This window comes from uncultured Flavonifractor sp. (assembly GCF_944387675.1).
In the GTDB taxonomy this organism is placed as follows: domain Bacteria; phylum Bacillota; class Clostridia; order Oscillospirales; family Oscillospiraceae; genus Flavonifractor.
The window spans coordinates 21,612-46,625 of sequence record NZ_CALXFV010000003.1; the positions used below are offsets into that span (position 1 = coordinate 21,612).

The 25,014-nt window shown below is 60.5% G+C and carries 25 protein-coding genes; 17 read left to right on the forward strand and 8 right to left on the reverse strand.

The window, feature by feature from the left end:
* Positions 1-9: 9 nt before the first annotated feature.
* Entirely contained in the window at positions 10-2,244 is a 2,235-nt protein-coding gene (gene glgB, locus Q0J74_RS00680; protein ID WP_297209061.1) for a 1,4-alpha-glucan branching protein GlgB, read from the reverse strand.
* A 248-nt stretch (positions 2,245-2,492) separates the two neighbouring features.
* Positions 2,493-3,626, reverse strand: a complete 1,134-nt coding sequence (locus tag Q0J74_RS00685) for a D-alanyl-D-alanine carboxypeptidase family protein (RefSeq protein WP_297209064.1) — start codon at positions 3,624-3,626, stop codon at positions 2,493-2,495.
* A 129-nt stretch (positions 3,627-3,755) separates the two neighbouring features.
* Between Q0J74_RS00685 and Q0J74_RS00690 the strand changes: the two genes are divergently transcribed.
* The 5 genes from Q0J74_RS00690 to Q0J74_RS00710 all read left to right on the forward strand — a co-directional run bounded on the left by Q0J74_RS00690 (position 3,756) and on the right by Q0J74_RS00710 (position 7,178).
* On the forward strand, positions 3,756-4,322 hold the full coding sequence (locus Q0J74_RS00690; protein WP_297209067.1) for a molybdenum cofactor guanylyltransferase: 567 nt from the start codon (positions 3,756-3,758) through the stop codon (positions 4,320-4,322).
* 59 nt (positions 4,323-4,381) lie between these two features.
* Positions 4,382-5,239 (forward strand): transporter substrate-binding domain-containing protein, encoded by an 858-nt coding sequence (locus tag Q0J74_RS00695; RefSeq protein WP_297209071.1) that lies wholly within the window; start codon positions 4,382-4,384, stop codon positions 5,237-5,239.
* A 75-nt stretch (positions 5,240-5,314) separates the two neighbouring features.
* The gene (locus tag Q0J74_RS00700) at positions 5,315-5,953 is read left to right on the forward strand and encodes an amino acid ABC transporter permease (RefSeq protein ID WP_297209074.1); all 639 of its coding nucleotides are present in this window, start codon (positions 5,315-5,317) and stop codon (positions 5,951-5,953) included.
* A 13-nt stretch (positions 5,954-5,966) separates the two neighbouring features.
* On the forward strand, positions 5,967-6,752 hold the full coding sequence (locus tag Q0J74_RS00705) for an amino acid ABC transporter ATP-binding protein (protein WP_297209077.1): 786 nt from the start codon (positions 5,967-5,969) through the stop codon (positions 6,750-6,752).
* 72 nt (positions 6,753-6,824) lie between these two features.
* Complete coding sequence (locus Q0J74_RS00710; protein ID WP_297209080.1) at positions 6,825-7,178, forward strand: hypothetical protein; 354 nt, start codon at positions 6,825-6,827, stop codon at positions 7,176-7,178.
* A gap of 91 nt (positions 7,179-7,269) precedes the next feature.
* On the opposite strand, the gene Q0J74_RS00715 is transcribed toward Q0J74_RS00710, so the two are convergent.
* The 3 genes from Q0J74_RS00715 to Q0J74_RS00725 are packed head-to-tail and all read right to left on the reverse strand — an operon-like array spanning position 7,270 to position 12,057.
* Positions 7,270-9,495, reverse strand: coding sequence for a WG repeat-containing protein (locus Q0J74_RS00715; protein ID WP_297209083.1), 2,226 nt, complete (start codon positions 9,493-9,495; stop codon positions 7,270-7,272).
* Between the two features lies 1 nt (position 9,496).
* Positions 9,497-11,176, reverse strand: coding sequence for an O-antigen ligase family protein (locus tag Q0J74_RS00720; protein ID WP_297209086.1), 1,680 nt, complete (start codon positions 11,174-11,176; stop codon positions 9,497-9,499).
* Entirely contained in the window at positions 11,176-12,057 is an 882-nt protein-coding gene (locus tag Q0J74_RS00725; RefSeq protein ID WP_297209089.1) for a D-alanyl-D-alanine carboxypeptidase family protein, read from the reverse strand. Before Q0J74_RS00725 ends, Q0J74_RS00720 begins: the two co-directional genes overlap by 1 nt.
* A 198-nt stretch (positions 12,058-12,255) precedes the next feature.
* On the opposite strand from Q0J74_RS00725, the gene Q0J74_RS00730 reads away from it, so the two are divergent.
* A complete protein-coding gene (locus Q0J74_RS00730) occupies positions 12,256-12,447 on the forward strand; it encodes a hypothetical protein (RefSeq protein WP_297209092.1) in 192 nt (63 codons plus the stop codon).
* Positions 12,448-12,506: 59 nt separating this feature from the next.
* Here the strand turns inward: Q0J74_RS00730 and Q0J74_RS00735 are convergent, their stop codons facing one another.
* Entirely contained in the window at positions 12,507-14,426 is a 1,920-nt protein-coding gene (locus Q0J74_RS00735) for a S41 family peptidase (protein WP_297209095.1), read from the reverse strand.
* 98 nt (positions 14,427-14,524) lie between these two features.
* Positions 14,525-14,845, reverse strand: coding sequence for a YbjQ family protein (locus Q0J74_RS00740; protein ID WP_297209097.1), 321 nt, complete (start codon positions 14,843-14,845; stop codon positions 14,525-14,527).
* Positions 14,846-15,046: 201 nt separating this feature from the next.
* Here Q0J74_RS00740 and Q0J74_RS00745 point away from each other — a divergent pair, with 201 nt between their 5' ends.
* The 9 genes from Q0J74_RS00745 to Q0J74_RS00785 all read left to right on the forward strand — a co-directional run bounded on the left by Q0J74_RS00745 (position 15,047) and on the right by Q0J74_RS00785 (position 21,987).
* Positions 15,047-15,262 carry a helix-turn-helix domain-containing protein gene (locus tag Q0J74_RS00745; RefSeq protein ID WP_297209129.1) on the forward strand — a complete coding sequence of 72 codons (216 nt, stop codon included), beginning with the start codon at positions 15,047-15,049 and terminating at the stop codon, positions 15,260-15,262.
* Positions 15,255-17,516, forward strand: coding sequence for a DNA internalization-related competence protein ComEC/Rec2 (locus Q0J74_RS00750; RefSeq protein ID WP_297209100.1), 2,262 nt, complete (start codon positions 15,255-15,257; stop codon positions 17,514-17,516). The genes Q0J74_RS00745 and Q0J74_RS00750 overlap by 8 nt, the downstream gene beginning before the upstream one ends.
* A 12-nt stretch (positions 17,517-17,528) precedes the next feature.
* Positions 17,529-18,566, forward strand: coding sequence for a DNA polymerase III subunit delta (holA, locus tag Q0J74_RS00755; RefSeq protein ID WP_297209102.1), 1,038 nt, complete (start codon positions 17,529-17,531; stop codon positions 18,564-18,566).
* 3 nt (positions 18,567-18,569) lie between these two features.
* Positions 18,570-19,001, forward strand: a complete 432-nt coding sequence (locus Q0J74_RS00760; RefSeq protein ID WP_297209104.1) for a toxin-antitoxin system antitoxin subunit — start codon at positions 18,570-18,572, stop codon at positions 18,999-19,001.
* A gap of 1 nt (position 19,002) precedes the next feature.
* Positions 19,003-19,590 (forward strand): toprim domain-containing protein, encoded by a 588-nt coding sequence (locus Q0J74_RS00765; RefSeq protein ID WP_297209107.1) that lies wholly within the window; start codon positions 19,003-19,005, stop codon positions 19,588-19,590.
* A gap of 146 nt (positions 19,591-19,736) precedes the next feature.
* Positions 19,737-20,279 carry an NADH peroxidase gene (locus Q0J74_RS00770; RefSeq protein WP_297209110.1) on the forward strand — a complete coding sequence of 181 codons (543 nt, stop codon included), beginning with the start codon at positions 19,737-19,739 and terminating at the stop codon, positions 20,277-20,279.
* Between the two features lie 508 nt (positions 20,280-20,787).
* Positions 20,788-21,225, forward strand: coding sequence for a hypothetical protein (locus tag Q0J74_RS00775; protein WP_297209113.1), 438 nt, complete (start codon positions 20,788-20,790; stop codon positions 21,223-21,225).
* 49 nt (positions 21,226-21,274) lie between these two features.
* Positions 21,275-21,484: a hypothetical protein gene (locus Q0J74_RS00780; protein WP_297209115.1), complete on the forward strand. Its 210-nt coding sequence runs from the start codon at positions 21,275-21,277 to the stop codon at positions 21,482-21,484.
* Between the two features lie 44 nt (positions 21,485-21,528).
* Positions 21,529-21,987, forward strand: a complete 459-nt coding sequence (locus tag Q0J74_RS00785) for a hypothetical protein (RefSeq protein WP_297209118.1) — start codon at positions 21,529-21,531, stop codon at positions 21,985-21,987.
* 66 nt (positions 21,988-22,053) lie between these two features.
* On the opposite strand, the gene Q0J74_RS00790 is transcribed toward Q0J74_RS00785, so the two are convergent.
* Positions 22,054-22,641 carry a hypothetical protein gene (locus Q0J74_RS00790; RefSeq protein WP_297209121.1) on the reverse strand — a complete coding sequence of 196 codons (588 nt, stop codon included), beginning with the start codon at positions 22,639-22,641 and terminating at the stop codon, positions 22,054-22,056.
* 113 nt (positions 22,642-22,754) lie between these two features.
* Between Q0J74_RS00790 and Q0J74_RS00795 the strand changes: the two genes are divergently transcribed.
* Both Q0J74_RS00795 and Q0J74_RS00800 read left to right on the forward strand, forming a co-directional pair.
* Positions 22,755-22,949: a ribbon-helix-helix protein, CopG family gene (locus Q0J74_RS00795; RefSeq protein WP_297209124.1), complete on the forward strand. Its 195-nt coding sequence runs from the start codon at positions 22,755-22,757 to the stop codon at positions 22,947-22,949.
* 701 nt (positions 22,950-23,650) lie between these two features.
* Positions 23,651-25,014, forward strand: a 1,364-nt coding sequence (locus tag Q0J74_RS00800) for a hypothetical protein (RefSeq protein WP_297209126.1), incomplete at its 3' end; no start/stop codon positions are given.

The following is a 25,014-nucleotide window of genomic DNA, read 5'->3' on the forward strand; positions in this document are numbered from 1 at the left end:
GATCAGAGCTTATTTCTCTTCTTTCTCTGCCTTTGCTTTTCTGCCCGGCCGCTTGGCGGCGGGGGCTTTCTCCTTGATGGCCGGCGCGGCGGCCTTTTTCTTTACTGCGGGAGCAGATACCTTCTCTTTCACGGCGGGAGCGGGAGCTTTCTCCTTCACAGCGGGGGCGGGAGCCTTCTCTTTCACGGCGGGGGCCGTGGCCTTGGCCTTCACGGCGGGCTTGGCGGCCTTCTCCTTCACGGCGGGAGCGGCGGCCTTCTCCTTGGCTGCGGATTTGACGGCGGCCTTTTTCCCGACCTTGGGGGCCTCCCCCTTCTTGCGCCGGACAGGGAACTTGCGGGTGCAGCGGTAGATAGCGGCGCTCATGGCGGGCAGGTGCAGGGTAATGGACTGCTCCCGGCCCTGGCTCTCATTGTACTGGCTCTTTACCGGCTCGGTATCCCCCAGACCCTTGCCGCCGAAAGCGGGGTCGTCGGTGGAGAAGATGCAGGTATAGGCGCCGGGTACCGGCACGCCCACAGTGTAACCCGTCCGGTCCACCGGGGAGAAGTTGCACACGATAACCAGCGCGTCCCCCTTGGCGTCCTTCCGGAGGAAGGCCACGGTGTTGGCCTGGTTGTCGTTGGCCTCAATCCACTCGAAGCCCTCCCAGGAGAAGTCCAGCTCCCACAGCTCGGGGTGGGCCAGGTAGAAAGCGTTGGCCTGCTTGAAGAACTGCTGGAGCTGGCGGTGGGGCTTGGCCCACTCCTCGTCGGGACTGAGCAGGTGCCAGTCCAGGGAGTGCTCGTAGTGCCACTCGTTCCACTGGCCGAACTCACTGCCCATCATCAGCAGCTTTTTGCCGGGATGGGTGAGCATGTAGGTGTAGAAAGCCCGCACGCCGGCAAACTTTTCCTCATTGGTACCGGGCATCTTGTTGATGAGGGAGCCCTTCATGTGTACCACCTCGTCGTGGGACAGGGGGAGCACGAAGTTCTCCGAAAAGGCGTACATCAGGGAGAAGGTGATATCCTTGTGGTTGAACTGGCGGAAATAGGGGTCCAGCTTGATATAGTGGAGGATGTCGTTCATCCAGCCCATGTTCCACTTCAGGTTGAAGCCCAGACCGCCCTCCAGGCCGCCCTCCCCCACCGGATGGGACACCCGGGGCCAGGCGGTGGATTCCTCGGCGATCATCATCACGTCGGGATGGGCCATGAAGATGTGGCCGTTGAGGGCCTGGAGGAAGTCCACCGCCTCCAGATTCTCATGGCCGCCGAACATATTGGGGGTCCACTCCCCGCCCTGCCGGCCGTAGTCCAGGTAAAGCATGGAGGCCACCGCGTCCACCCGCAGTCCGTCAATGTGGTACTGCTCCAGCCAGAACATGGCGGAGGAGAACAGGAAGGAGCGAACCTCATGCCGGGCATAGTCGAATACCCGGGTTCCCCAGTCGGCATGCTCCCCCTTCCGAGGGTCGGCATACTCATAGCAGGGCTGACCGTCAAACTCGTACAGGCCGAAGGCGTCCTTGGGGAAATGGGCGGGAACCCAGTCCAGAATCACGCCGATGCCCGCCTGGTGGAGCTGGTCCACCAGCCACATGAAGTCGTGGGGGGTGCCGTACCGGCTGGTAGCGGCAAAGTAGCCGGTACACTGATAGCCCCAGGAGGCGTCCAGGGGGTGCTCGGTCACCGGCAGCAGCTCCACATGGGTGAAACCCATCTCCTTCACGTAGGGGACCAGATACTTGCCGATGTCCTGGTAGGAGAGCATCTGGTCGTCGCCGGTGCGCCGCCAGGAACCCAGATGGACCTCGTAAATGTTCAGGGGCTTTTGATAGATGGGGCTGCTCTTCCGGTAGTCCATCCAGCTCTGATCCCCCCACTGGTAGCCGGAGAGATCATACAGCTTGGAGGCGTTGCCCGGCCGGGTTTCGGCGTGGAAGGCATAGGGATCGGACTTGGCCAGCATCCGCCCGTCGGCGGTCTGGATGGAATACTTGTAGTTGTCGTACTGCTTGAGGCCGGGAACAAAACCCTCCCACACGCCGTCGCACAGCAGCTCCAGGGGGTTTGCCCCGTCCTTCCAGTCGTTGAAGTCGCCCATAACGGATACGGACTTGGCGTGGGGCGCCCACACCCGGAAGGTCCAGCCGGCCTGGCCGTCTTTGACGGATGGGTGGGAACCAAAAAACTCCTGCGCCCGGACGCTGTTGCCTTCGGAGAAAGCCGTCAGAGCGGGATCAGTGGTATGAAAAGACATAGGTATCCTCTCCTTGTTGGTAGAAATCCCCAAACAAAGGGGCTGTAAACCAAAGAATCTTGTCATTGGTGATAAATAAGCTCCAAATAAATCTGGACTTATTTGTAGAAATTATACAACGATCTCCTGAGATAGTCAAGACACCTATGTGAAAGAACACGTAAAATTTCATAAAGTAGGGAGATAAACTTTTGGGAAGAATGTGCACAAGCCGGAAACGGAAGGTCCGTCTCCGGCTTGTGGGGAAATTATTGGGCCATAAAAAGGGATCTGAGCAGCCGGGCGAAGATGCCGGGAACGGTGAGCCGCTCCACGGCGCTGCCGGCCACGATGGGAATGGTTTGCAGGGGTTCCTCCCCGGAGAGGACCGTCATCTCTCCCAACTTCTGCCCCGCCTCCACCGGAGCCTCCACGTCCTGACACAGATCCAGCTGGGTGGTGACCTGGTTGACCATGGACTTTTCCACCAGAATACGGCTGGAGGCGGAGAGCACCGGCTGGACGGTCTCCATCTCGCCCAGCAGCACGTCCACTGGGGGCAGGGCCTGGGCGGGGTAGACATCCATCAGGGTGTAGTTGGCAAAGCCGTAGTTTAAGAGAGAGGACGCCGCGGCGGTGCGGGCGTCGCTGGTGGGAGCCTTCAAAATAACGGCGATCAGCTCCATACCGTCCCGCTCCGCCGTGGCGGACAGGCAGTAACCGGCGGCGTCGGTGGAGCCGGTTTTCAGGCCGGTGGCCCCCTCATAAAAGCGGATGAGCTTGTTGGTGTTGGCCAGCTGGAACTGGCCGTCGCGGAGAGAGTCCATCCAGATGGTGGTGTAGTCCCGAATGGAGGGGTGGTTTAAAATCAGCTCCCGGCTCATCAGGGCGATGTCGTAGGCGGAGGTGAGGTGTCCCGCCGCGGGCAGGCCGGTGCAGTTGACAAAGCAGGTGTCCGCCATGCCAAGCTGGGCGGCCCGCTGGTTCATCCGGGAGACAAAGGCCTCTTCACTTCCCGCCAGGTGCTCGGCCAGGGCCACTGAGGCGTCGTTGCCCGAGGCCACCGCCACCGCCTTGAGCAGATCGTCCACCGTCATCTGCTCCCCTTCCTTTAAATACACCTGGGAGCCGCCCATGGAGGCGGCCCGGGCGGATACCGTCACCACATCCTCTCTGGACAGACTGCCGCTGTCAATGGCCTCCATCACCAGCAGCAGGGTCATTACCTTGGTGACGCTGGCGGGTTCCAGCTTGTCGTGGGCGTTTTGCTGGCACAGAACTGTACCCGTCTCCTTTTCCACCAGCACCGCAGCCGCCGCGTCCACCGACGGCGAGCTGTCGGCGGCCCGGGCGGGAAGGGCCAGCAGCAGGGCGGCCATCAGGGCCGCGGCCAGTTTTTTCATCGCGTGTCAAGCCTCCAATGTTCCTGAATTCTGGTTCACAGGATATGGAATGGCCGCATGTTCTATACAGATTTTGACGCGGGTAAATTTTTCTGTTACACTGGGCCGGAGAGGGGGAGGGAGAGGAAAATGGAGACGGCGGCGGTGATTCTGACGGGGGGGCGGTCCTCCCGCATGGGCCGGGACAAGGCGGCTCTCACCCTGGGTGGGGAGGCGCTGCTGACCCGGCTGATCGCCCGTTTTCGGGGGAGCTTTCAGCGGGTCTGGGTATCCGGCCCGGGGGGCCTGCCCGACCTGCGGCCGGGACTGGGTCCCCTGGCGGGGCTGGAGAGCGCCCTGGCCTGTACCGGGGCGGAGCGGATATTTCTTACCGCCGTGGACCTGCCCTTTGCCGACCCTGCCCTGGCCCGGCTGCTGGTGGAGCGGCTGGGAGAGGCCGATGCCTGCCTCATCCGCCGGCGGGACGGGCGGGCGGAACCCCTGTTTGCCGCTTACCGGGCCACCTGCCTGCCCCGGGTCCGGGCCTGCCTGGATCAGGACCGCCGCGCCATGGGCGCCCTGCTGGACCAGCTGGACTGCCGCTTCGTGGCGGAAGAAGCGCTGCCCGGCTTTGACCTGGAACGGATTCTGCTCAATGTGAATACCCCGGCGGACTGGTGCCGGGCGGAGAAAATTTTAAATTCCTCTTTACAATGATGCTTTAGTGTGGTAACATACGAAAGCAATCACGACATATTTGGTTTGGAGGAATGTACATGAAACGCAGACTGACCGCTCTGGCCCTTGCGCTGGGCCTGACCCTGTCTCTGGCCGCCTGCGGCAGCGGCACCGCCGGCAGCGCCCAGACCCCCGCCGGCGGCAATTCCGAGACGCCCGCCCCGGCGGAGTCCAGCACCCCCGCCGCCGAGAGCGATATGGCCTATGTCCAGGAGAAGGGTACCCTCATTGTGGGTATGACCGACTTTGCTCCCATGGACTACAAAGACGACAGCGGCGAGTGGATCGGCTTTGACGCCGACATGGCCAAGGCTTTTGCCGAGAGCCTGGGCGTGGATGTGGAGTTTTTGGAAATCAACTGGGACAACAAGCTGATGGAGCTGGATACCAAGGGCATTGACGTCATCTGGAACGGCATGACCATCACCGAAGAGGTTACCGCCGGCGCTTCCGTGTCCGAGGCCTACTGCAACAACGGCCAGGTGGTGGTGCTCCCCGCCGATAAGGCGGAGGACTACCAGACCGTGGAGAGCCTGTCCGGCCTGAACTTCGCCGCGGAGAACGGCTCCGCCGGCGCCGAGCAGCTGGATGCCCTGGGCCTGGAGTATGTGGCCAAGACCACCCAGGCCGACGCCCTGATGGAGGTGGCCTCCGGCGCCTCCGATGCCTGCGTCATCGACCTGCTGATGGCGGGCGCCATGATCGGCGAGGGAACCAGCTATCCCGACCTGACCTATACCGTGCAGCTCAACAGCGAGGAGTACGGCGTGGCCTTCCGCAAGGGGTCCGATCTGACCGAGGCCTTCAACGCCTTCTGGAAAGAGGCCTATGACGACGGCACGGTAATGGAGATGGCCACCACCTACGGCGTGCAGGAGTCCGTCATCGCCAAGTAAGAAAGAAATTCAGAGGGAACAGGCAGAGAACCTTCGGGTTCTCTGCCTTTCCCCGGTCATGGAGAGGAAACGCCTATGCTGCTGTCTGTATCCCTCACCCTGCTGGAGGGACTTGTCGTCACTCTGGAGCTGTTCGCCCTCACCCTGCTCTTTGCCCTGCCCCTGGGGCTGGTGATCTCCTTCGGCTCCATGAGCCGGTGTACCCCTCTGCGGGCGGTGGTCAAGACCATCGTGTGGATCATCCGGGGTACCCCCCTGATGCTTCAGATTATGGTGGTGTTCTACGGCCCGGGCCTGATGTTTGATTTGCCCCTGCTGCCCCGGTTCACCGCGGCGGTGGTGACCTTTGTCATCAACTACGCCTGCTACTTCTCCGAAATCTACCGGGGGGGCATCCAGGGAGTGCCGGTGGGCCAGCGGGAGGCCGGCCTGGTGCTGGGCATGACCCGCAGCCAGATCTTCTTCAAGGTCACCCTCATCCAGGTCATTAAGCGCATTGTGCCGCCCATGGGCAACGAATTTATCACCCTGGTGAAGGACACTGCCCTGGTGCGTGTCATCTCCGTGTATGAGATCATCTGGATGGGGGAGTCTTACATCAAGAAGGGCATGATTTGGCCCCTGTTCTACACCGCCGTGTTTTACCTGGCCATCAGTGGCATCCTAACCCTGCTGCTGAACTGGTTTGAGCGGAAGATGGACTATTTCAAATAAGGAGGCGCGCCCCATGCCCATTTTGGATGTACAGAACATTGAAAAGCACTTTGGGGCTACCCGGGTGCTGGAGGACATCAGCTTCTCCCTGGAACAGGGCCAGGCCCTGGCCATTATCGGCTCCTCCGGCTCGGGGAAAACCACCCTGCTGCGGTGTCTCAACTTCCTGGAGACCCCCAACCAGGGAAAGATCTTGGTCAACGGAGAGACCCTCTTTGACGCCGACGACCCCGCCACCCAGCGGGAGAGCGAGGTGCGGAAGAAGCGGCTCCACTTTGGTCTGGTGTTCCAGTCCTTCAACCTCTTTCCCCAGTATACCGCTCTGGAGAACGTCACCCTGGCCCCTCAGCTGCTGGTCCAGGAGCGGCCCGATTACAAGCAGAATAAGAAGAGCTTGCTGGAGGAAATTCAGCGGGAGGGCCGGGAGCTGCTGGGGAAAATGGGCCTCAGCGACCGGGCCGACCACTACCCCCACCAGCTCTCCGGCGGCCAGCAGCAGCGGGTGGCCATCGCCCGGGCCTTGGCCCTGAAGCCGGACATCCTCTGCTTTGACGAACCCACGTCCGCCCTGGATCCGGAGCTCACCGGGGAGGTACTGAAGGTCATTCGCGCCCTGGCCCAGCAGAAGACCACCATGATCATCGTCACCCATGAGATGGCCTTTGCCCGGGATGTGGCCGACCAGGTGATCTTCATGGACGAAGGGGTGATTGTGGAGCAGGGACCCGCCCGGCAGGTCATTGAAGCCCCCCGGGAGGAGCGGACCCGGCAGTTTTTGTCCCGCTATTCCGAGAATTGAAAATTTGCAGGGAGCGTGGTATCATACAGGGGATGCCACGCTCCTATGTTGAAGCAGGAAGGAACAAAACCCATGGAAGAAGAACTGTTTTTGCCCGTGCTCTCCCATTTTGAGAACGGGAACTTCTGGACGGCCAGCGGCGGCCGGATGCGCTACCGGGTGGACCCGGTGAAAGAGGGGGACGCCTGGACGGCCCTGACGGCCCAGGTATGGGAGGGACCCTGGAACCTGACGGACAGCACCGTGGAGGAGAGTGTCTCCTTCCCCCTGTCGGAGGAGGGGCTGAACGCCCTGAGGGCCTGGGCGCTGGACTGGCAGGGGCGGATCAACGCCCGTCCCGCCCGGACCCTGGCGGAGGCCATTGCGGCCAGAGACGCCCGCAGGGCGGAAAAAGAGGCAGAAACACCCGCGCCCCGGAGCACGTAGCTCCGGGGCGCGGGTGTTTCTGCCTGTGGCAAAAGACGCCTGTCGGTTCCATTAAAAGGCCGCCAGGATTTCTACGAGGAGACTTCTCGGGCTAACCGGCGTCGGTGAGGGTGAGATTCACCATCTCCGGGACCCAGTCGCCGTCCATCAAAAAGAGCTTCAGGGTGACCGCCTGGCCGTACCGGGAGAAATCCAGGCTGGCAGTGAATATCCCCTGGTCAAAGGTCACCGGCACCACCGCGAAATCCAGGGGAGCGCCGTCGGCCCCGTAGATGGCACCCAGCAGGCACCGGGTTTCCGTCCCCTGGCCCACCAGAGTGACCTCCACCGCCTCCCCGGAGCGCAGGCCGGTGAGCACCGCTTCCGCCCCGCTGCCCGAGCCTGCGGTGTACACCGCCGCCGCCCCCGGGCCGGCCGCCGGGCCGCCCACCGGCTCCACCTGCTCCACGGCAAAGCCGAACAGGGGGACACCGGAGCCGGCAGCGCCGGCCAGCTCCGCCGTCAGGGTGTCTCCCTGGACCCGTACCGTCTGCCCGGCCAGGTCATCCGGGGCATAGCTCCGGCCGTTGAGGGTCAGGGCCACATCCGTGTAGGGGGAGAAGGTCACGTCCAGGGCCTGGGCCTCGGGATAGGTGTAGGTGTAGGTCAGAGGCCCATCCAGACTGCTGAAGTCGTGGACGCTCTCCAGCAGGTAGTCCGGCAGAGGCACCTCCTCCTCCGGCAGGCCGCTGTCCGGCGCATCCGGGTTCTGGGGGAAGACGCCCTGGTCCAGCCGCCCGAAGCCGTACAGGCCGTTGGACTCGTCCCGGTAGACAAAGCGGCCGTCGGAGGTGAGGTTGGAGGCCAGCACCGGCAGCCACCCAAGACATTGGCCGGTCTGCCAGTCCACATAGTAGGTCTCATACCCCGTCCCGGTCTTGACCCGGAAGGGGAGTACCGCGCCCTTATACCCGTCCTCCCGGGCGGGAAGAGTCTCATAGGTGTAGCTGTTCCACTCGAAGGCGTCGTAATCGTCAAAGATATACATATTTTCCAGAGACTGGGGAATCACCTCCCGCCCGGTGACATCCAGCACCAGCGATCCGCCGCTGTCGTTTACCGCCTCCAGGAAATTCCGGTTGAAGATGCGCAGCTCCCGGTACTGCGCTGGGATGGGAAAGGCGCCCGTACCGTCCACCACGCCGAAATAGGCACCGTCGTATATCCGGTAGTCATCCTCCCCCAGATAGGTCATCTCGCGGAACTGGGGGGCAAAGACCTCCTGGCCGTCGGCGGTGTAGAGGCCCTGCAAAGTAGCCCACTGGTTTTCCGGGTCCCGGTCAACCACCTTCACATAGTCCAGGCTTCCGCTGTCGAGAAGCATATAGAACTGGTTGGGTACCAGCACATTGCCGTCCTCGTCCATGGTGCCGTACTTCTCCCCGTCCAGGGTGAAGGCCAAATCCCGGAAGTAGGTCTCGGTGGTTACCCCCCGATCCGTCCACCGCCTGACCTCCGCCCCCGTGCTCAGATCATACAGCTGGGACAGGCAGTTCTCCCCGCTCCATGTCTGTACCGCTAGTTTGCCGCTGGGGCTCACCCCACCCACCCGGGAATAGGCGCCCATGGGGATGATTACCCGGCCATAGGGGTCCACCACGCAGCTGCTCCCGTAGTCCTCGCCCTGGCCCTGGAAGTAGGGGGTCTCCCCCACATAGCCCAGCAGCTTCAGGGAGCTGTATGCCCCAATGGGCAGGGTGGGCTGAAAGTCGCTGCCCAGTATCGCCATGCCGTCGTAGCCGTAGGCCAGGTAGAAGCCCCCCGCCAACTGGAGTACATAGTAGTATCCTTCCACTTCCAGGTAGGAGTTGTCCCCATAGTAATCCGCCTCGTCGGCGGGCTGCATGTCCTCGGTGTAGTAGGTCTCGGATATGCCGTCCTCACTCCAGCTCCAGCAGTGGAGGATGTTGTTGCGGGTGCTGATGGACTGCTTCGCCAGAGGGACAACGAACTGGCCGGAGCAGTCCATAATGCCCTGCTGGCTGCCTTGGGTCACCACAAAGTAGCCGCCGCCGGTGGCCTCCAGATAATCGTACTGAAAGGGTACCCGTACCGCGCCGGTGACGTCGATAAGTCCGTAATGGTCCCGGACGTCCGAAGCCGCCACCACCCCGTCCTGGAACAGCAGGGTCCGGGAGTAGACGGTCACCGCGATGTCATAATAGTTGGCTGGTTCATAGCTGGCCGAGAGCTCCGCCGCCGCGGCCCCGGGCAGCAGCCCGGTGAGCAGCAGCGCCGTCAGCAGCAGACTGGCCAGCAGCTGCCGGTTCAAACGCATGTCATTCCCTCATTTCTTCCAAATCATTGAGCCGCTGGAGCACTGCCGGGGCAAAGGAAAAATCGGGCCGGTCCGCGATGCGCCAGGCCAGGAGACTGGTGCGGTCCATCACCTCCTCCAGCCGGCGCCGCGTCGCCTCCGCCAGCGTCTGATAGATGTCCGTATGCTCCGAATCCTGCCGGCAGGCGGTCTCCAGCAAAGTGGCCATGCCCTCGTAGACCTCCGACCGGTAGGGGTTGAGCAGCAGGTAGTTGTACCGGTACGATGTCATGGATGGGTAGTCAACCTCCACCGCCGCCTGGGCGTATTTGCAGTCCCAGGCCAGCATGGACAGACTGGTGTCCGTCAGAATGGCGTCGGCCACCGCCCCCGCCTCCTCCAGTTCGGCGCAGCTCTGGAGCCGCGCCTCCGCCAGGGACAGGTCGGCGGGCCACAGGGTCCAGGCCGGGCCGCTCTGCCCCCAAAAGGCCAGACCGTAGGGGAGGGAGAACCAGGCCAGCGCCGCCGTCAGCACTCCGGCACCCGCCAGCGCGCCCCGGCGGGGGAGAGGAACGGCCCTTTTCTCCTCCCCCAGCCCGCACAGCAGCAGCACCAGCAACAGGGCGAAGAACTGGAAGTCGAAATCAATGGCGGCGTGGAGGGCCAGCAGGGCCGCCGCGCCCCGCTGCCGCAGGGGCAGGCCCCGGCGGAACACGCACAGCCCCGCCAGCACCGCCAGCAGCACGCCGGCGGCCGGGCCGCCGTCCAGAGCGGCCTGGAGGTACTCGTTGTGGATGGATTTTAAAATATAGGGGCCGGTCTGGATAAGCGGCTGGACGTAGAGATAGCCTCCCCGGCCCACCCCCATGGGCCGCTCCCCCAGCAGGCGCAGCCCGTCCAGGTAGTAGAGCAGCCGGCCGTTGAGGCTGGAGGACTCCAGCGTGATGGCCCCCAGCCGGTCCAGCAGAAGCCCGCCGCTGAGGGCCGCGGCCAAAGTGCCCAGGCCGACCAGGGCGGCCAGCGCCAGAACCACCGGCAGCGCCCGCCGACGGCGGAGCAGCTGCCAGAGGCTCCACACCAGCACTCCGGCCCCCAGCAGCAGCAGCGCCCCCCGGGAGCCGGTGAGGGCCACCCCCAGCAGGAGCACGGCCATGGCGGGCCAGTCCCACCGGGAGCGCTTCTCCTTCCCCGCCAGCAAAGCCAGACAGACCAGCAGGAACAGGGCGTAGGAGTTGGCATATTGGAAAAAGCCGTCCATCCGCCCGTTGGCGTCGCTCCCGCCGGACAGCAGGAAGAAGACGGTGGATACCCCCGCCATCCCCGCCCCCAGGGCGGCCAGACCGTCCAGCGCCAGCGCCCGCTCACCGGCGGTGTAGCAGGCGGCATACAGGCAGAACAGCAGGGCAACCAGCCACCGCAGCACCCCCGTGAGGGCCATGCCGGGGCTGACGGCAAAGGGGAGGGTGACTGCGGCGCACAGCGCCAGCCCCGCCAGGGGCCAGATCAGCGGGGGGAGGGGCAGCGTTCCACGCCGCCGGAGCTCCAGGGGCAGCAGAACCCCCAGCAGCGCCCCCGCCGGGAAAACCATGGCGTCATAGTATCCCCCGAACAGCAGCAGCAGAGCGGCGGTAAGGAAAAAGAGAGGGGTGTTTACCCGGAGGGCGGTCTTGCGCGCCGCCCGGGGCCTCGCCTTGCCCGCCATTACGCCTCACCCCCCAGCACCAAATCCAGCAGTTGCTCCGTCTCGAAAAAGCGCAGGGTTTCGCTGGCGCTGTCCAGCAGCACGATGTAGCAGCTCTCCTCCCCCCGCCGGGCGTAAGTCACCAGATTGTTTCCCCCAATGGGGCTGGTACCCGTTTTCAGCCCCAGCACCCGGGGATCGGTTCCCGCCAGACGGTTCAGATTGCGGAAGCGCAGCCCGTCCAGCTCCAGAGCGGCCTGGGAGGAGTAGTCCAGGTAGAGAGGATGATCCTCCACCAGACGCCGGGCCAGTACCCCCAGATCCCGGGCGGTCATGTAGTGCTCCGCCGCGTCCAGGCCCGTGGCGTTGACAAAATGGGAGCCGGTGAGGCCCAGCTCTGCCGCCGCCTGGTTCATCCGCTCCACAAAGGCCGCCTCGCTCCCCGCCGACAGTGTGGCCAGGGTGAGTACGCAGTCACAGCCGCTGTTGAGAATGGACCCGGCCAGCAGCTGCTCCACCGTCACCTCCTGGCCGGGATACAGCCCGTATTTGGAACCGGTGGTGTTGGCTGCCTCCAGCGGTACCCGCACCCGTTCCTCCAGAGCCAGCTTCCCGTTCTCCACGTCCTCCAGAATCAGATAGAGGGAGAGCAGCTTGGTCAGACTGGAGGGGGAGCGGGGCAGGTCCGCCTCCCGCTGGGCCAGCACGCCGCCCGCCCCGTCCAGCACCAGCACGCTGGTGGCGGTAAGCTCCTCCGGCAGGGCCACCGTCCGCCGCCAGGGCCGCCAGAGAGCCAGCGCCGCCGCCAACGCCAGACACACCGCCGCCAGGACCCAGCGCCTGCCCCGGCGGCGAACCTGCCGCCGGTCCGCTCCGCGCTTGTCCCGCTTTCCGCGTCCCATGGCCGTTCCCTCCCCCGAATTTTTCCCGTTACCATGCTATCTTACCAGAATTTTAAAGAGAATGCAACGGAGGGATATCCCTGCCCAGTATCGCGCGCCTGCGCGGCAAAGGCGGAGAAAAAGGAGTAAACCCTTGCGTTCAGCGGCGGATGGTGCTATCATGTTTTTCGGCAATTTGAGAGAAAGGCGGCGGGAGCTATGACCTGGGGAACCTATTATTTTTTCTATGAATGTCCAAACTGCGGAAAGAAATACCGCTATGAGCTGGAGGGCGCCTCGGAGGAGAGCTTTGGCCTGTGTCCCGACTGCAAGGTGATGGGGACCTTTGTGGGGGAGACCAAGGACAACAAGCAGGGCGAAGACCGGTTTGTGGATTACGAGTTCGTATAAGGCGGCAAAAAAGCCTGCCGGAGAGGGAAAGCACCTCTCCGGCAGGCTTTTTCAGCGGATCAGGCGGGCAGGATGCCCACATAGTTGAGCAGGGAGCAGGTAAGGGCGGCGGCCTCCTCCCGGGTGGTGGCGGCGGTGGGGGCAATCTCCTCCGCCGGCGCCCACAGCAGGTTGATGATGTTGCCCAGCAGCCCCTGCTGACTGAGGGCCAGCAGCCACACCGACTCCCTGGCCCAGCCGGCGTAGCCGGACAGGGCGGGGTCGGACAGGGCGTCCTGAGGCATCTCATCCGCAGTCAGATCCAAAAAAAGGTTGAGCATCCGGGCCAGGCGGCCCATGATGGTGATAAACTGCTGGTGGTCCACCGGGGCGTCGGGGTTGAACCGGCCGCCGCCCACTCCCTCCACCAGCCCCAGGCTGGCCAGGGTATTGACGGCACCGGCGTACCAGCTGTCCGCCGCCACGTCGGAAAAGCGGCTGGTGCCGCTGTAGGAGTTGTAGGCCAGGACCTGGGCCAGCAGGGCGCACAGCTGCGCCCGGGTCAGCTCCTCCTCCGGCCGGAAGGCCCCCGTCCCGTCCCCCTCCACCATGCCGTAGACTGCCAGCTGCCGGATCTGTTGGCGATAGGGGGAGGCGTCGATGTCGGAAAAGGTTCTGGCCTGGTACTCCGACAGGCCGTACTGCTCCGCGACGTCCCCGGCGGTGGTGTCCGCCCAGCCGTCGGCTCCGCCGGTCCCCTCCAGAATGCGGGCGGTGTCGGGCAGCGCCTCCAGCAGCGCCACAAAGACGGGCCGGTAGGCTTCGCTCAGGGCGGTGTCCAGGTCCACATACCACCGCCAGCCGAAGTCAATGCGCAGGGTACCCTGGGTGGATTCCGCCGGGCTGGTTCCGCTGAGCAGCACCGCCACATCGGAGGCGATGGCGGGATCTACCAACAGGTGGGGCAGTATGCCGATGACGTTGGCGGTGGTGCCGCTGGCGGCATAGAGCCGGTAGGTGGTAACTTTCAGCGCGTCCCCGTCGGGGAAGTAATCGGGATAGCTTTCCTGATCAAATACCTGTTGAGCCACGCCCTTGCCGAAGGTGCGCCCGCCTACCAGGATGCCGGCGTTGTTGTCCCGGATGGCGGCGGCAAACAGCTCGGAGGCGCTGGCGGTCTCCCCGTTGGTGAGGACGATGGCAGGATAGATAGTCTGACTCTCCAGCTGGCTGCCGTAGGAGGTCACCTCCCCGGCGCCGTCCAGAAAATAGGTCATCAGGGCGGGGCCGGTAAAGCAGGCGGCGGCGGACATGGCGGCGTTGATGCTTCCGCCGCCGTTGTCCTGCAGATCCACAATGTAGTGGTCCGCCTGGCCGTCATAGGTCTCCAGTCCGTCCAGAAAGTGTTCCAGGGTGCTGTCGCCAAAGGTGTCGCAGTCAATATAGCCGATATGGCCGTCCCACAGTTCGGTGTAGGTGGCGGGGATGGTGATGGCCCGGCGGGTGAGGGTGACGGTATGCTCCGCCCCCTCCCGCAGGTAGGTTACCTTCACCTGGGTTCCCTCCTCCCCCTGGAGCCAGGAAGAGGCCGAAAGGACATTGTCGCCGGTGGTGGACTTGCCGTCAATCTCCACAATCAAATCCCCGGGCAGCAGCCCGCTCTCGGCGGCGGGTGTGTCCGAAAACACCCGAAGGATCAGCAGCCCGTCCTGCGTGGTCAGGGCGGAGACACCGGTACCCACTATGGGGATATCCTCCATGGAACTCAGAAACTGACCATATTCCTCGGCGGTGAAATATTGGGTGTAGGGGTCCCCCAGCGCCTCCACCATCTGCTGGACGGTGGGCTGCTCCAGTACGGACTGGGGGACGTCGTCAATATAGTAATCCTCCAACAGCGCCACGGCCTGGTCTGTGGTGAGCGCCCGGGCGGCGGGAGTGAGCGCCAGGGTCAGCGCGAGCAGTAGAGCGGGCAGGCGGGCAGGACGCTTCCAAGTCATAAAATGTCCTCCTCTTGGATTATGTAACCTGATTGTACGCCAAAGTGGGGGCGGGCGCAAGACCCGTCCCCACTTTGTAGCAATTTGTCATTTCTTTTTCAGCCGTCGCCCAGGATGCGCACGGCGGTGCCGTAGGCGGTGACCTCAGCGGCCCCCTGCATCACGGCGGAGGAGGTGTAGCGCACGTTGAGTACGGCGTCGGCACCCAGGGATCTGGCGTCGCTCTCCAGCCGTTCAGTGGCAATCTGCCGGGCTTCCGCCAGCATCTCGGTGTAGCCCACGATTTCGCCGCCCACCAGGGTCTTCATCCCGGCCATAAAATCCTTACCGAAGTGCTTGGACTGGACCACGCTGCCCTTGACAAGGCCCAGAGGCTCGATCTTCTTTCCAGGGATATAATCAATATTCAGCAGCAGCATCATATTTCCTCCTTATTTAGTAGGTGGTATGTTCAGGGTATACCCTATCATAGACGGGTTGTCAAGAGAAAAAGTTGGGGGTACCCCGCAGCCCGCTCCCTGGGGTTGCAAAGAGGAGGGGACTTTGCTAAAATAAAGCCGTATGGCGTTAAAATGAACCGGATATGCGACCGAATGGTAGCATTTTGCTTGGGTGATACTATGTATTTTCGCCGTATTTTCGATTTGCGTACAGACAGCGACATGACCCAACGCGGGGTGGCGGACTATCTGAATATGAATTTGGAGGTCTACCGCCGTTATGAGAAAGGCATCCGTGAGATCCCGGTGTGGGCGGTGCTGAAATTGGCGGAGCTTTACCACACCAGTACCGATTATATCCTGGGCCTGACCGACGACCCCGCGCCCCGTGCGTAAGCTGGCTTGGTTTGCCGGCGCCTATGCGGCGGCGGTGTTTCTGGGGGTCTATCTGCTGCCGGAGGGGTTTCTTCTTCCGGTGGGGGCTGTTTGCGCGCTGGCCGGGCTGAGCGGCCTGCTTCTGCGGGAAGACCGCCGTCTGCGGCTGCTCCTGTTGGGTTTCGGCCTGGGTGCGGGCCTGCTGTGGACGGGGATGTATACCGCCCTGTTCCACACCCCCGCCCGGCTGCTGTCTGGCACGGAGGGTGCCGTCACCGCCCAGGTGACGAACTGGCCGGAGGAGGACTCCCGCTGGGTGGAGGTCAGATTCCGCCGGGAGGAAGGGGGCTGGCTGAAGGCCCTGCTGTGGCTGGAAGCCGTGCCGGAGGACCTGCGGCCCGGGGACGAGCTGACGGTGACCGCCGCCTTTGAACTGGCCGACGCCATGTATGGGGAGCGCAGCGGCTACTATTATGCCAAGGGCGTCACCCTCTGGGCCTATGCCAAGGGCGAGGCGGAGGTGACCCGTCCGGACCGGGTACCGGTGCGGTACTGGCCGGTGTATGTGTCCCGTGCCATCCGCCAGAGCGCCCAGCGGGCCTTTCCGGATTCCGTCGGGCCGCTGGTCTCCGCTCTCCTCACCGGCGACACCTCCGGCCTGGAGGGCGGCTTCTACTCCGCCCTGCGCCGGACGGGTACCGCCCACGTGGTGGCGGTGTCCGGCCTCCACGTCTCCTTCCTGGCCGGACTGATTACCACCCTGCTGGGGCGGCGGCGCCGGCTGTCCGCCGGGGTGGGCATCGCCCTGATGTTTTTCTTTGCCGCGGTGGCGGGGAATACGCCCTCGGTGCTCCGGGCGGCCTTTATGCAGTCCATGCTGCTGCTGGCCCCGCTGCTGGATAGGGAGGATGACCGGGCCACCTCCCTGTGTACCATTTTGATGCTGCTGCTCATTCAGAATCCCTATACCGCTGCCAGCGTCTCCCTCCAGCTCTCCTTCGCCGCGGTGGCGGGGATCTACCTGTTCACCGGCCCCCTGTGCCGCCGGTGGCAGCGCTGGCTGCCCGCCCGGCCCAAGGGCTTTTGGCCCGGACTGGGCTGCCTGACGTTCCGGTTTGTCTCCGCCAGTCTGGCGGTTACCCTGGGGGCCATCGCCTTTACCACACCGCTGACGGCCTACTACTTCAACACCGTCGCCCTCATCTCGCCCCTGGCCAATCTGCTCACCCTGTGGGCGGTGTCCGACCTGTTTTTGGGCGGACTGGTGACGGCGGTGATCGGCCTGGTTCTGCCCGGCCTGGGGACGCTGCTGGCCCTGCCGGTATCCCTGGTGGGGAAATACCTGCTGTGGATGATACCGGAGCTGGCTGCCCTTCCCTTTGCGGCGGTATCCACCCGGTCGGTGTACATCCGGGCCTGGCTGGTACTGATCTACGCCCTGCTGCTGACCGGCCTGTGCCTGCGGCGGGGCGGCCTGCGGCTCCCCTTCAGCCTGGGTGCCGCGGGCCTGTGCTGGGCGCTGCTCCTCCACGCCGGAAGCCATACCGTGGGCAGGATGACGGTGTCGGTACTGGACGTGGGCCAGGGCCTGTCCACCGCCATCTATGCCCAGGGCGCCTCCGCCCTGGTGGACTGCGGGGGCAGCGGCGCGGACAGCGCCGGGGACGTGGCGGCGGACTACTTCCAGGACCTGGGCCTGACGGGCATTGATGTGGTGGTGCTTACCCACTTCCACGATGACCATGCCAACGGCGTGGTGCGTCTGCTGGAGCGGATGGAGGTGGGCCTGCTGGTGCTCCCCGACGTGGAGCCGGAGGACCCTCTGCGCCGGAGCATTTTGGACGCGACGGCGGAGCGGGACGTGGAGACTCTGCTGCTCACCGATTCCGCCCGGCTTACCCTGGGGGAGGGGAGCCTGACAATTTACCCGCCCCTGGGCGCGGGAGACGCCAATGAGGAGGGGCTGAGCGTGCTGTGTACCGCCGGCACGTTTGACGCCCTGGTGACCGGAGACATGGACGAAATTATTGAAAGACGCCTGTTGAAGTACGGAAACTTGCCCGATATTGAGCTGCTGGTGGTGGGACACCACGGCTCCAAATACGCCGCCTCGGAGGAGCTGCTGCTGGCCACCGGACCGGAGCTGGCGGTGATCTCCGTGGGCTACAACACCTACGGCCACCCCGCGGAGGAGACCCTGGAGCGGCTGGCCGCCGCAGGGTGCGAGATCTACCGCACCGACTGGTCGGGGACGGTTACCATCACCGCGCAGTAAAGGAGAATTGCCATGCCACCCAAGAAAAAGCCGGACGACGGGGCCTATCAGCTGCTGAAAAAACAGATCAAGTCGGGGGAGATCGGCTCCCTTTACGTCTTCCACGGGGAGGAGGCCTACCTCCGGGACTACTACCTGGGCCAGATGAAGCAAAAGCTCCTCCCCGCCGGTATGGAGGAGTTTAACCTGCATACCATCAGCGGGAAGGAGTTTGACGTAAAGACCCTGGGCCAGCTGGTGGATTGTCTGCCCATGATGAGCCAGCGCACCCTGATTGTGGTCAGCGATTACGATCTGTACAAAGGTGACAAGGACGGTCTGGCTGCGGTGCTGAAGGACCTGCCCGATTACGTGTGCCTGGTGTTCGTCTACGACCTGATCGCCTACAAGGCCGACGCCCGCACCAAGCTGGCGGGTCTGCTGAAGGAGAAGGGAAGCGTGGTGGCCTTCAACCGGCAGGAGCAGGGGGATTTGGTGGACTGGATTGCCCGGCGCTTCAAGGCCCTGGACCACGACATCGGCACCGAGGACGCCCGCTACCTGATCTTCCTGTGCGGGGATCTGATGAATAACCTGATCTCCGAGATCGGAAAGATCGGGGCCTATGCCTCCCACCGCCGGGTCACCAGGGCGGACATCGACGCGGTGGCCACCCCCCAGCTGGACGCGGTGGTGTTCCAGATGACCGACGCCATCTCCGCCGGAGACTTTGACAAGGCGGCGGCGGTGCTGGGGGACCTGCTCCATATGCAGGAGCCGCCTGTCAAGCTCCTCTCCGTGCTGGGCAGGCAGCTGCGGCAGCTCTACACCGCCCGCCTGGCCCTGGAGGAAAAGAAGGGGAGCAAGTACCTGATGGAGCTGTGGAGCATGCGCTCGGCCTACCCGGCGGAGCGGCTGATGCAGTCGGCCAGGCGATTCTCCCTGGCCTGGTGCCGCCGGGCGGTGATCCGCTGCGGGGAGACCGACCTTGCCATGAAATCCACCGGCGCCGACGGAGAGGAACTGCTCATCGCCCTGCTGATGGAGCTGGCCGTGAAGAAAGGAGCTTGAACGATGAAGAAATCCACAATGATCAAAACGGCGGCCGCGGCCGCCGTGGGAATGGCGGGCTGGTACCTGACCGGAAACAGCCGGAAAGGACAGGTGGAACGGGTCCGGCGGGAGGTCCACCGGCTGCTGAATGTCCGCCGGGATGAGCTGGAGGCCGTCCGGACCGCCGCCCAGTCCGGAGAGCTGGCCGCCGACGCCCTGGGTCCCGTCCCCCTGGACGGGGCGGCGCTGGACGCTGTTCGGGTGGAGAACGGCGCAGCGGTGCTGGTCCTCCGGGGCGGCCGGGCGGCGGCCTGGCTGTCCAGCAAGCCCCTGGAGCACCTGGCCGGAGTGCGCTGCCAGCCCTGGCGGGGCAGCGCCCGGCCCGGGGTGCTGTATACCGAGCACCTGGGAGACGGCTGGTACGCGGGCTACGCCTGCCTGGGGTGGAACTGAGGTGCTCCGCATCCGGGAGGCCATTGTGGTGGAAGGCCGATATGACAAAAACACCCTGGCCCAGCTGGTGGATACCGTGATTCTGGAGACCTCCGGCTTTAGAATCTTTCAGGACAGAGAGCGGTTGGCCCTTTTCCGCCGCCTGGCGGAGGAGCGGGGGCTTATTATCCTCACCGATCCGGACGGAGCGGGGTTCGTCATCCGCAGCTTCCTCAAGGGCAGCATCCCGCCGGAGCGGGTCAAGCACGCCTATGTGCCGGACATTCTGGGCAAGGAGCGGCGCAAGCGCACCCCAGGCAAAGAGGGCAAGCTGGGGGTGGAGGGGATGCGCCCCCAGGTGCTGGAGCAAGCCCTCCGTCGGGCGGGCGCCACCTTCCTGGAGGAGGTGCCGGACCAATCCCCACGCCGACCCATCACCAAGGCCCATCTGTTCGCCCTGGGCCTGTCCGGTGTGCCGGGGGCGGAGGAGCGGCGGAAAGCCCTGCTCAGGCAGCTCGCCCTGCCGGAACACCTCTCCCCCAACGCCATGCTGGAGGTGCTCAACGCCCTGTATTCCTATGAAGAGCTGGCCGCTCTGCTGACCCCGTAAAAAATCTTTTGGAAAATGAAAAAAACACTTGACGGGAAAGTTAAGTTGTGCTATCTTAATATCAGAAATGATAATCATTACTGATTAGCACTTCCGCTAAGCCAAGATGAATATGAAAAAATGAATGATTTTAGGAGGCAATCAAGATGAAAAAGTGGGTTTGCTCTGTCTGCGGTTATGTTCATGAGGGGGATTCCGCCCCTGATTTCTGCCCCATCTGCAAGGCCCCCAAGGAGAAGTTTGTGCTCCAGGGCGGCGACCGCACCTGGGCTGCCGAGCATGTGGTGGGCGTGGCCAAGGGCGCTCCCGAGGAGATCATCCAGGGCCTGCGTGAGAACTTCCAGGGCGAGTGCTCCGAGGTTGGTATGTACCTGGCCATGAGCCGCGTGGCTCACCGCGAGGGTTATCCTGAGATCGGCCTGTACTGGGAGAAGGCCGCTCTGGAGGAGGCCGAGCACGCCGCCAAGTTCGCCGAGCTGCTGGGCGAGGTCCTGACCGACTCCACCAAGAAGAACCTGGAGATGCGCGTGGACGCCGAGAACGGCGCTACCGCCGGCAAGTTCGAGCTGGCCAAGAAGGCCAAGGAGCTCAACCTGGACGCCATCCACGACACCGTCCACGAGATGGCCCGCGACGAGGCCCGTCACGGCAAGGCTTTCGAGGGCCTGCTGAAGCGCTACTTCGGCTAAGAAAAAGCCAGGATTTCAACCAGAAATCGTCATCCGAGAGGGTGGGCAGAAATGCCCGCCCTCTTTTTTGTGGAAAAAAGGTGGAACTTCCGCCGCGCTGTTAGAGCTAAATGAAGCAAAGTGGAATTTGAAAAAGTGGAAATATGAGCAGCGGTTTCCCGCGTTACTCCATGAACTGAATTTTGTGGTTTTCTTCCTCCTAACATCAAAAATCAGAAGAAAATGGCGATTTTTAAGTAGTTTTTGCTTGCTTTCGATCAGAAATAGGTGAATTTCGAGAAGTATCAAGCAAATTTTATCATCTTTGAAGAACTTTTGCCATTACTTTTGCGTTTTCGCGGCCTTTCGAGGCCGCTTTTTATTTTCTTTTATTATATCACATGGTTTGTTTATGTGCCAGCCCCTCTTTTTCATCTCTGCTATAATTAAGGCACAAAGAGGGACAGAGAACAAGAAAAAAACAAAGCCCCTCAAAACAAAAAATAAAATGAAAAAGGAGATTACCACCATGAAAAAGAACGCTATCATCTACATCGACGATACCCACGCCCAGGTCACCAAGGCTTTTGAAAAGCAGGCCCGTATCTTCGGCACTCCCGAATACAGAGAGTGGAGAGCCTACCGCCAGGACTTCCCCAGCGCCCAGATGGTGACCAAGACCATCAAGAAGAACGCCAGCAAGCGCACCTACAAGAATTTGACCTATGCCAACATGGAGCGCTTCTTGACCATGCAGCCCACCAGCAAGGAGCTTATCAAGGAGTTCAACGACCAGAAGGCTATCGCCGCCATTCAGCAGAACCCCTACCGCGCCGTACTGGCCTGGTTCCTCTCCAAGTTCCCCAAGTATGACGAATACAAGGAGTTCTTCGCGGCCACCGCCGCCGAGGAAACCGCCCCCGCCAGCGAAGCCGCCGCCGATCTCAAACTCGCTGCTAATCTGTAAGCACTACTTGAAGTGTATTTTTCAAAAATCAGAAAAGGAGCTTGATACTATGGAATTCACCCGTAACTACATGATTGGCTATCTGTTGCTCTTCTGCACCACCGAGGAAGAGTACGAGAAAGAGGAAGAGCGCTTGCCTGGCCTGACCGATGAAGCGCTGGAAGCGGAGTTCACAGCCCAATACAACAGTCTGCAAGGTGCCCGCCCCAGCCATCCCCTCTGCGAAGGCGATACCCCCGACCTCTACCTGGACTTTTAAGACAACTCAACATTCAAATTCAGAATTTTAAGGAGGAAAATACCATGAAGAACACTTACAAGATTGATTTTGTGAACAACACCCTGACCATGAGCAAGGCTTTCGAGGAAGCCCTCAACAATCCCAACTCCGAGGAATACAAGCTGTTTCTGCAACTCCGCGCCGACTTCCCCGGCCTGACCATTATCCGCAAGACCCGCCGCGCCCCCAAGAAGGCCCGTCCCAACAAGAACCTGACCTACAAGCACATGGAGCAGTACATGAGCGTGTTTCAGAACGCTGACGAGCTGCTGGCCCAGTTCGACGCGGTTAAGAGATGTTCCCTGGGACAGTCCAATCCTTACATGTATGTGCTGGATTGGTTCAAGAAGCAGTTCCCCAAGTACAAGGAGCTGCCCGACTTCGGAAACAATGCCACCAAGGTGATTGACCTTGCGGCCTTCCAGAAGAAGCAGGAAGAGAAGAAGGCCCAGGCCGAGCAACTGGAAAAGAAGGACGCTTGATAACAATGGAATACAAAATGCGAGAGGACGGTACTGCTGGTGTACCGTCCTCTCTTGCTTTAAGATTTAACGAATAGTATAAACAGCGTCAACAGTACTTCCGTCACCATTTGGTATGGATACTGTTATTTTTAAGGGAGCAGCGGTGTTACTCTCCACCTCGGAAGGCACCCTCATGTAGCCGCGCCCCTCTCCCTGAGGGTCAAGCGGATGTAAAATAGTCGTTCCGTCAATAGAAATATAATCGCTCCACAGATATGCGTCTGATGCAATTTCAAAAGTATAGCCATCATCATACACGGCAGAAATTCCCATGGCGGTTTCAACTTCAATCTCTTCTTTGCCTGTGTAATTCAGAGTATATGAATAGGAAAGTAACTTGTAGCCGTCATCAGCTTCAAAGGTATAAGAGGTATTTGTCTGCGGTTCATCAATAGGAAGAAGATACTCTTGGTCTGGTGTTTGGCCGCTTATAAATTGTGCATATTTCAATCGGTCTGCAAATTCAACGCGGGTCAATGTGAATTCCATAATATCGGTAGTGATAGTATCGCTAATAGACAATTCTTCGGATGCCTCGGTATCCCCGCCCCCACAAGCCGCCAGGGATACTATGAACGCTGCTGAAAGCATAAGTGCCAGTATTTTTTTCATCTTGTTCCCCCTTCTTTAAGACTATATTTTTATAGTCTATTTTGACTACAATATTATAATATATAAAAACTAATGCTGTCAAGGTAAACTAAAACTACAAATGAGGTGGCAGCATGGAAAAGGAAATCAAAATCACAAAGAAGGCCGCCCGCAGAGGCGACGATGGCTATAAAGTCGTATCTGTACGCATGAAAGAAGAAATGATTGAGCAGTTAGACGAACTTTCTTCCAAGACAAACAGGTCACGTAATGAGCTTATCAATCTTTTGCTGGACGCAGCTATAAAGATTGTAAAAGTAGAAGAGTAAAAACAGGGACAGCCGGAGCTGTCCCTGTTGCTATTTTCGTCGTTTCCGTTCCCGGTCGTGTTCTCCGTAATTTATCAGCGGTCGGGAAAACACCCGGAAAAAGCCGCCGCCAGAAATTACAACTGTATTTTCCCGGAACCATCCCCCGCTGCCGCGAGGCGTTTCCCTGTTCTGCTCCACCTGGGGTACTCCCAGCCTACCCTTTAACCTTCTTGTAAGGGAAATTCCTTCACCCGCTCGCAATCAGGGTTCCGCTCCAAATTGAAAATGCGCTTTCAAAAACGGATCTCCACGCGCAAGAATTCAACTTGTGAGAAAAACCGACAACTCCGAAACAACTTTTGAGAAGTAGCGGCAACTTCTAATTATCCAGCAACAACTTTTAGAGTAAAGGCAACAACTTTGTTGCAGAATGAGGCAAATTTTAGGCCGAAACCGTTTCTTTGACACAAAAAAATTTTTATGTTATAATATTTACAGAAAAAGGAAAAAGAGAATTGTAATTCATCATTCCCTTTGTAGGCTTAAACAAGCAGTAGGATGAAGGCGTTGCGGCCTTCCATCTTGTAGAGCGCTTCCGTTCTATGCTTCCGGGCAGCAACGCCAAGTGCTGGCAACACGCTTCCTACTGTTTGCTTAAATCTACAAAGAAAGGAAGCCAAAAGATGGAAAATTAGAACCTGCCGCCATCAGGGGATAGCATGACCTATGAGGATAAAATCACTCGCCTTAATCCAGAAGAGTTCTTTTCCCTGTTTGAAGACCTTCATGCAGAACCACGATGGGTAAATAGCAGAGGTAAACAGTCTATTCAAGTTTTGGGCCTTTGTCACCACGGCGAAAATCATTCAGCACTGTTTGACCCTACCACGCTAAAGGTCAACTGTTTCAGTGAGTGCGGCGGCGGTATGTTGCTCCACACATGGGTAAAGCGAACATTGGATTTGCCTGACCCTGACCGCGCAAAACAATACATCGAAGATTGGATTGATGGAGAGCGGCATCAACCTGGAAAACGCAGAAAACCGATTGACTTATCAAATCGGCGTCCAGCCAAAGTGGATTTTGATTACAAAGAGCGGCCTTTTGAACTGGAACACATTGAGCCGGTTTGTGGTATTCCTCAAGACATTGTTGCTGATCTTTACAGAGATTTTCAGTACACACCAGATATTCTTGAACGCCTCAAATGGCACACGGAAGATGGCATTTCAGTTGAAATGCTCCAAAAATACCAAGTAGCTTATTACCCGGAGAACGGTTCCATTGTTTTTCCACACCACAATATCAACGGCGAAATTGTCGGCCTGTATGAACGAAGTTTCCGAATGCTGCGGAAAGAGTTTCGCAAGCTCTACCCAGAGATTGACTACAAACAAACTCTATTTTTCCCAACAGCTAAATATCTTCCACTTTTGATTGCCGATAAATACAAGGATAGAATTCCAGGAAAAAATAGATGGAGCTTCCCCAATAGCCTAAACCTCTACGGCTTACACATCGCCGCTCCATACATCAAGGAAAGCGGCGAGGCGATTATTTTTGAGGGCGCAAAGAGTGTTATGCTGGCCCACCAATGGGGCATTAAGAACACCGTGGCGTCGCACACCTTTGGCTGCAATCTTAACCACATTAACATGCTCTATGAGTGCGGAGCCAGAAAGATATATTTTGCATTTGACAAACAATATCAAGAGCAATCAGAATATGACCACGATTGGTATTTGTATGATAAGAGAACCAAGGGAATGGCCGAAAAAATCAGGGATATTGGCGGAATGGAAATCCGCCGTATCATTGATTTGCCAAACACCGGGGTTCCGCTCGACCACAAGGACGCGCCCGTGGACAAGGGGAAGGAAAAGTTTCTGGCCCTCTATGAAGCTGCAAAAGCCTCTCCGCCCCTTTGGGTTCCAGAGGTAAAGTCAGAAGAGCCACAAGTCCCGCTACCGCTCGAAGAGGATACTTCCGCCGCGCTGGAAGAAGCTGCCGCCGAGCCAACCTTCCGCGACCTTCCGATTGCCTGGGAGAATGTGACAACAGAAGAGAACGGCAAGCAGAGAAC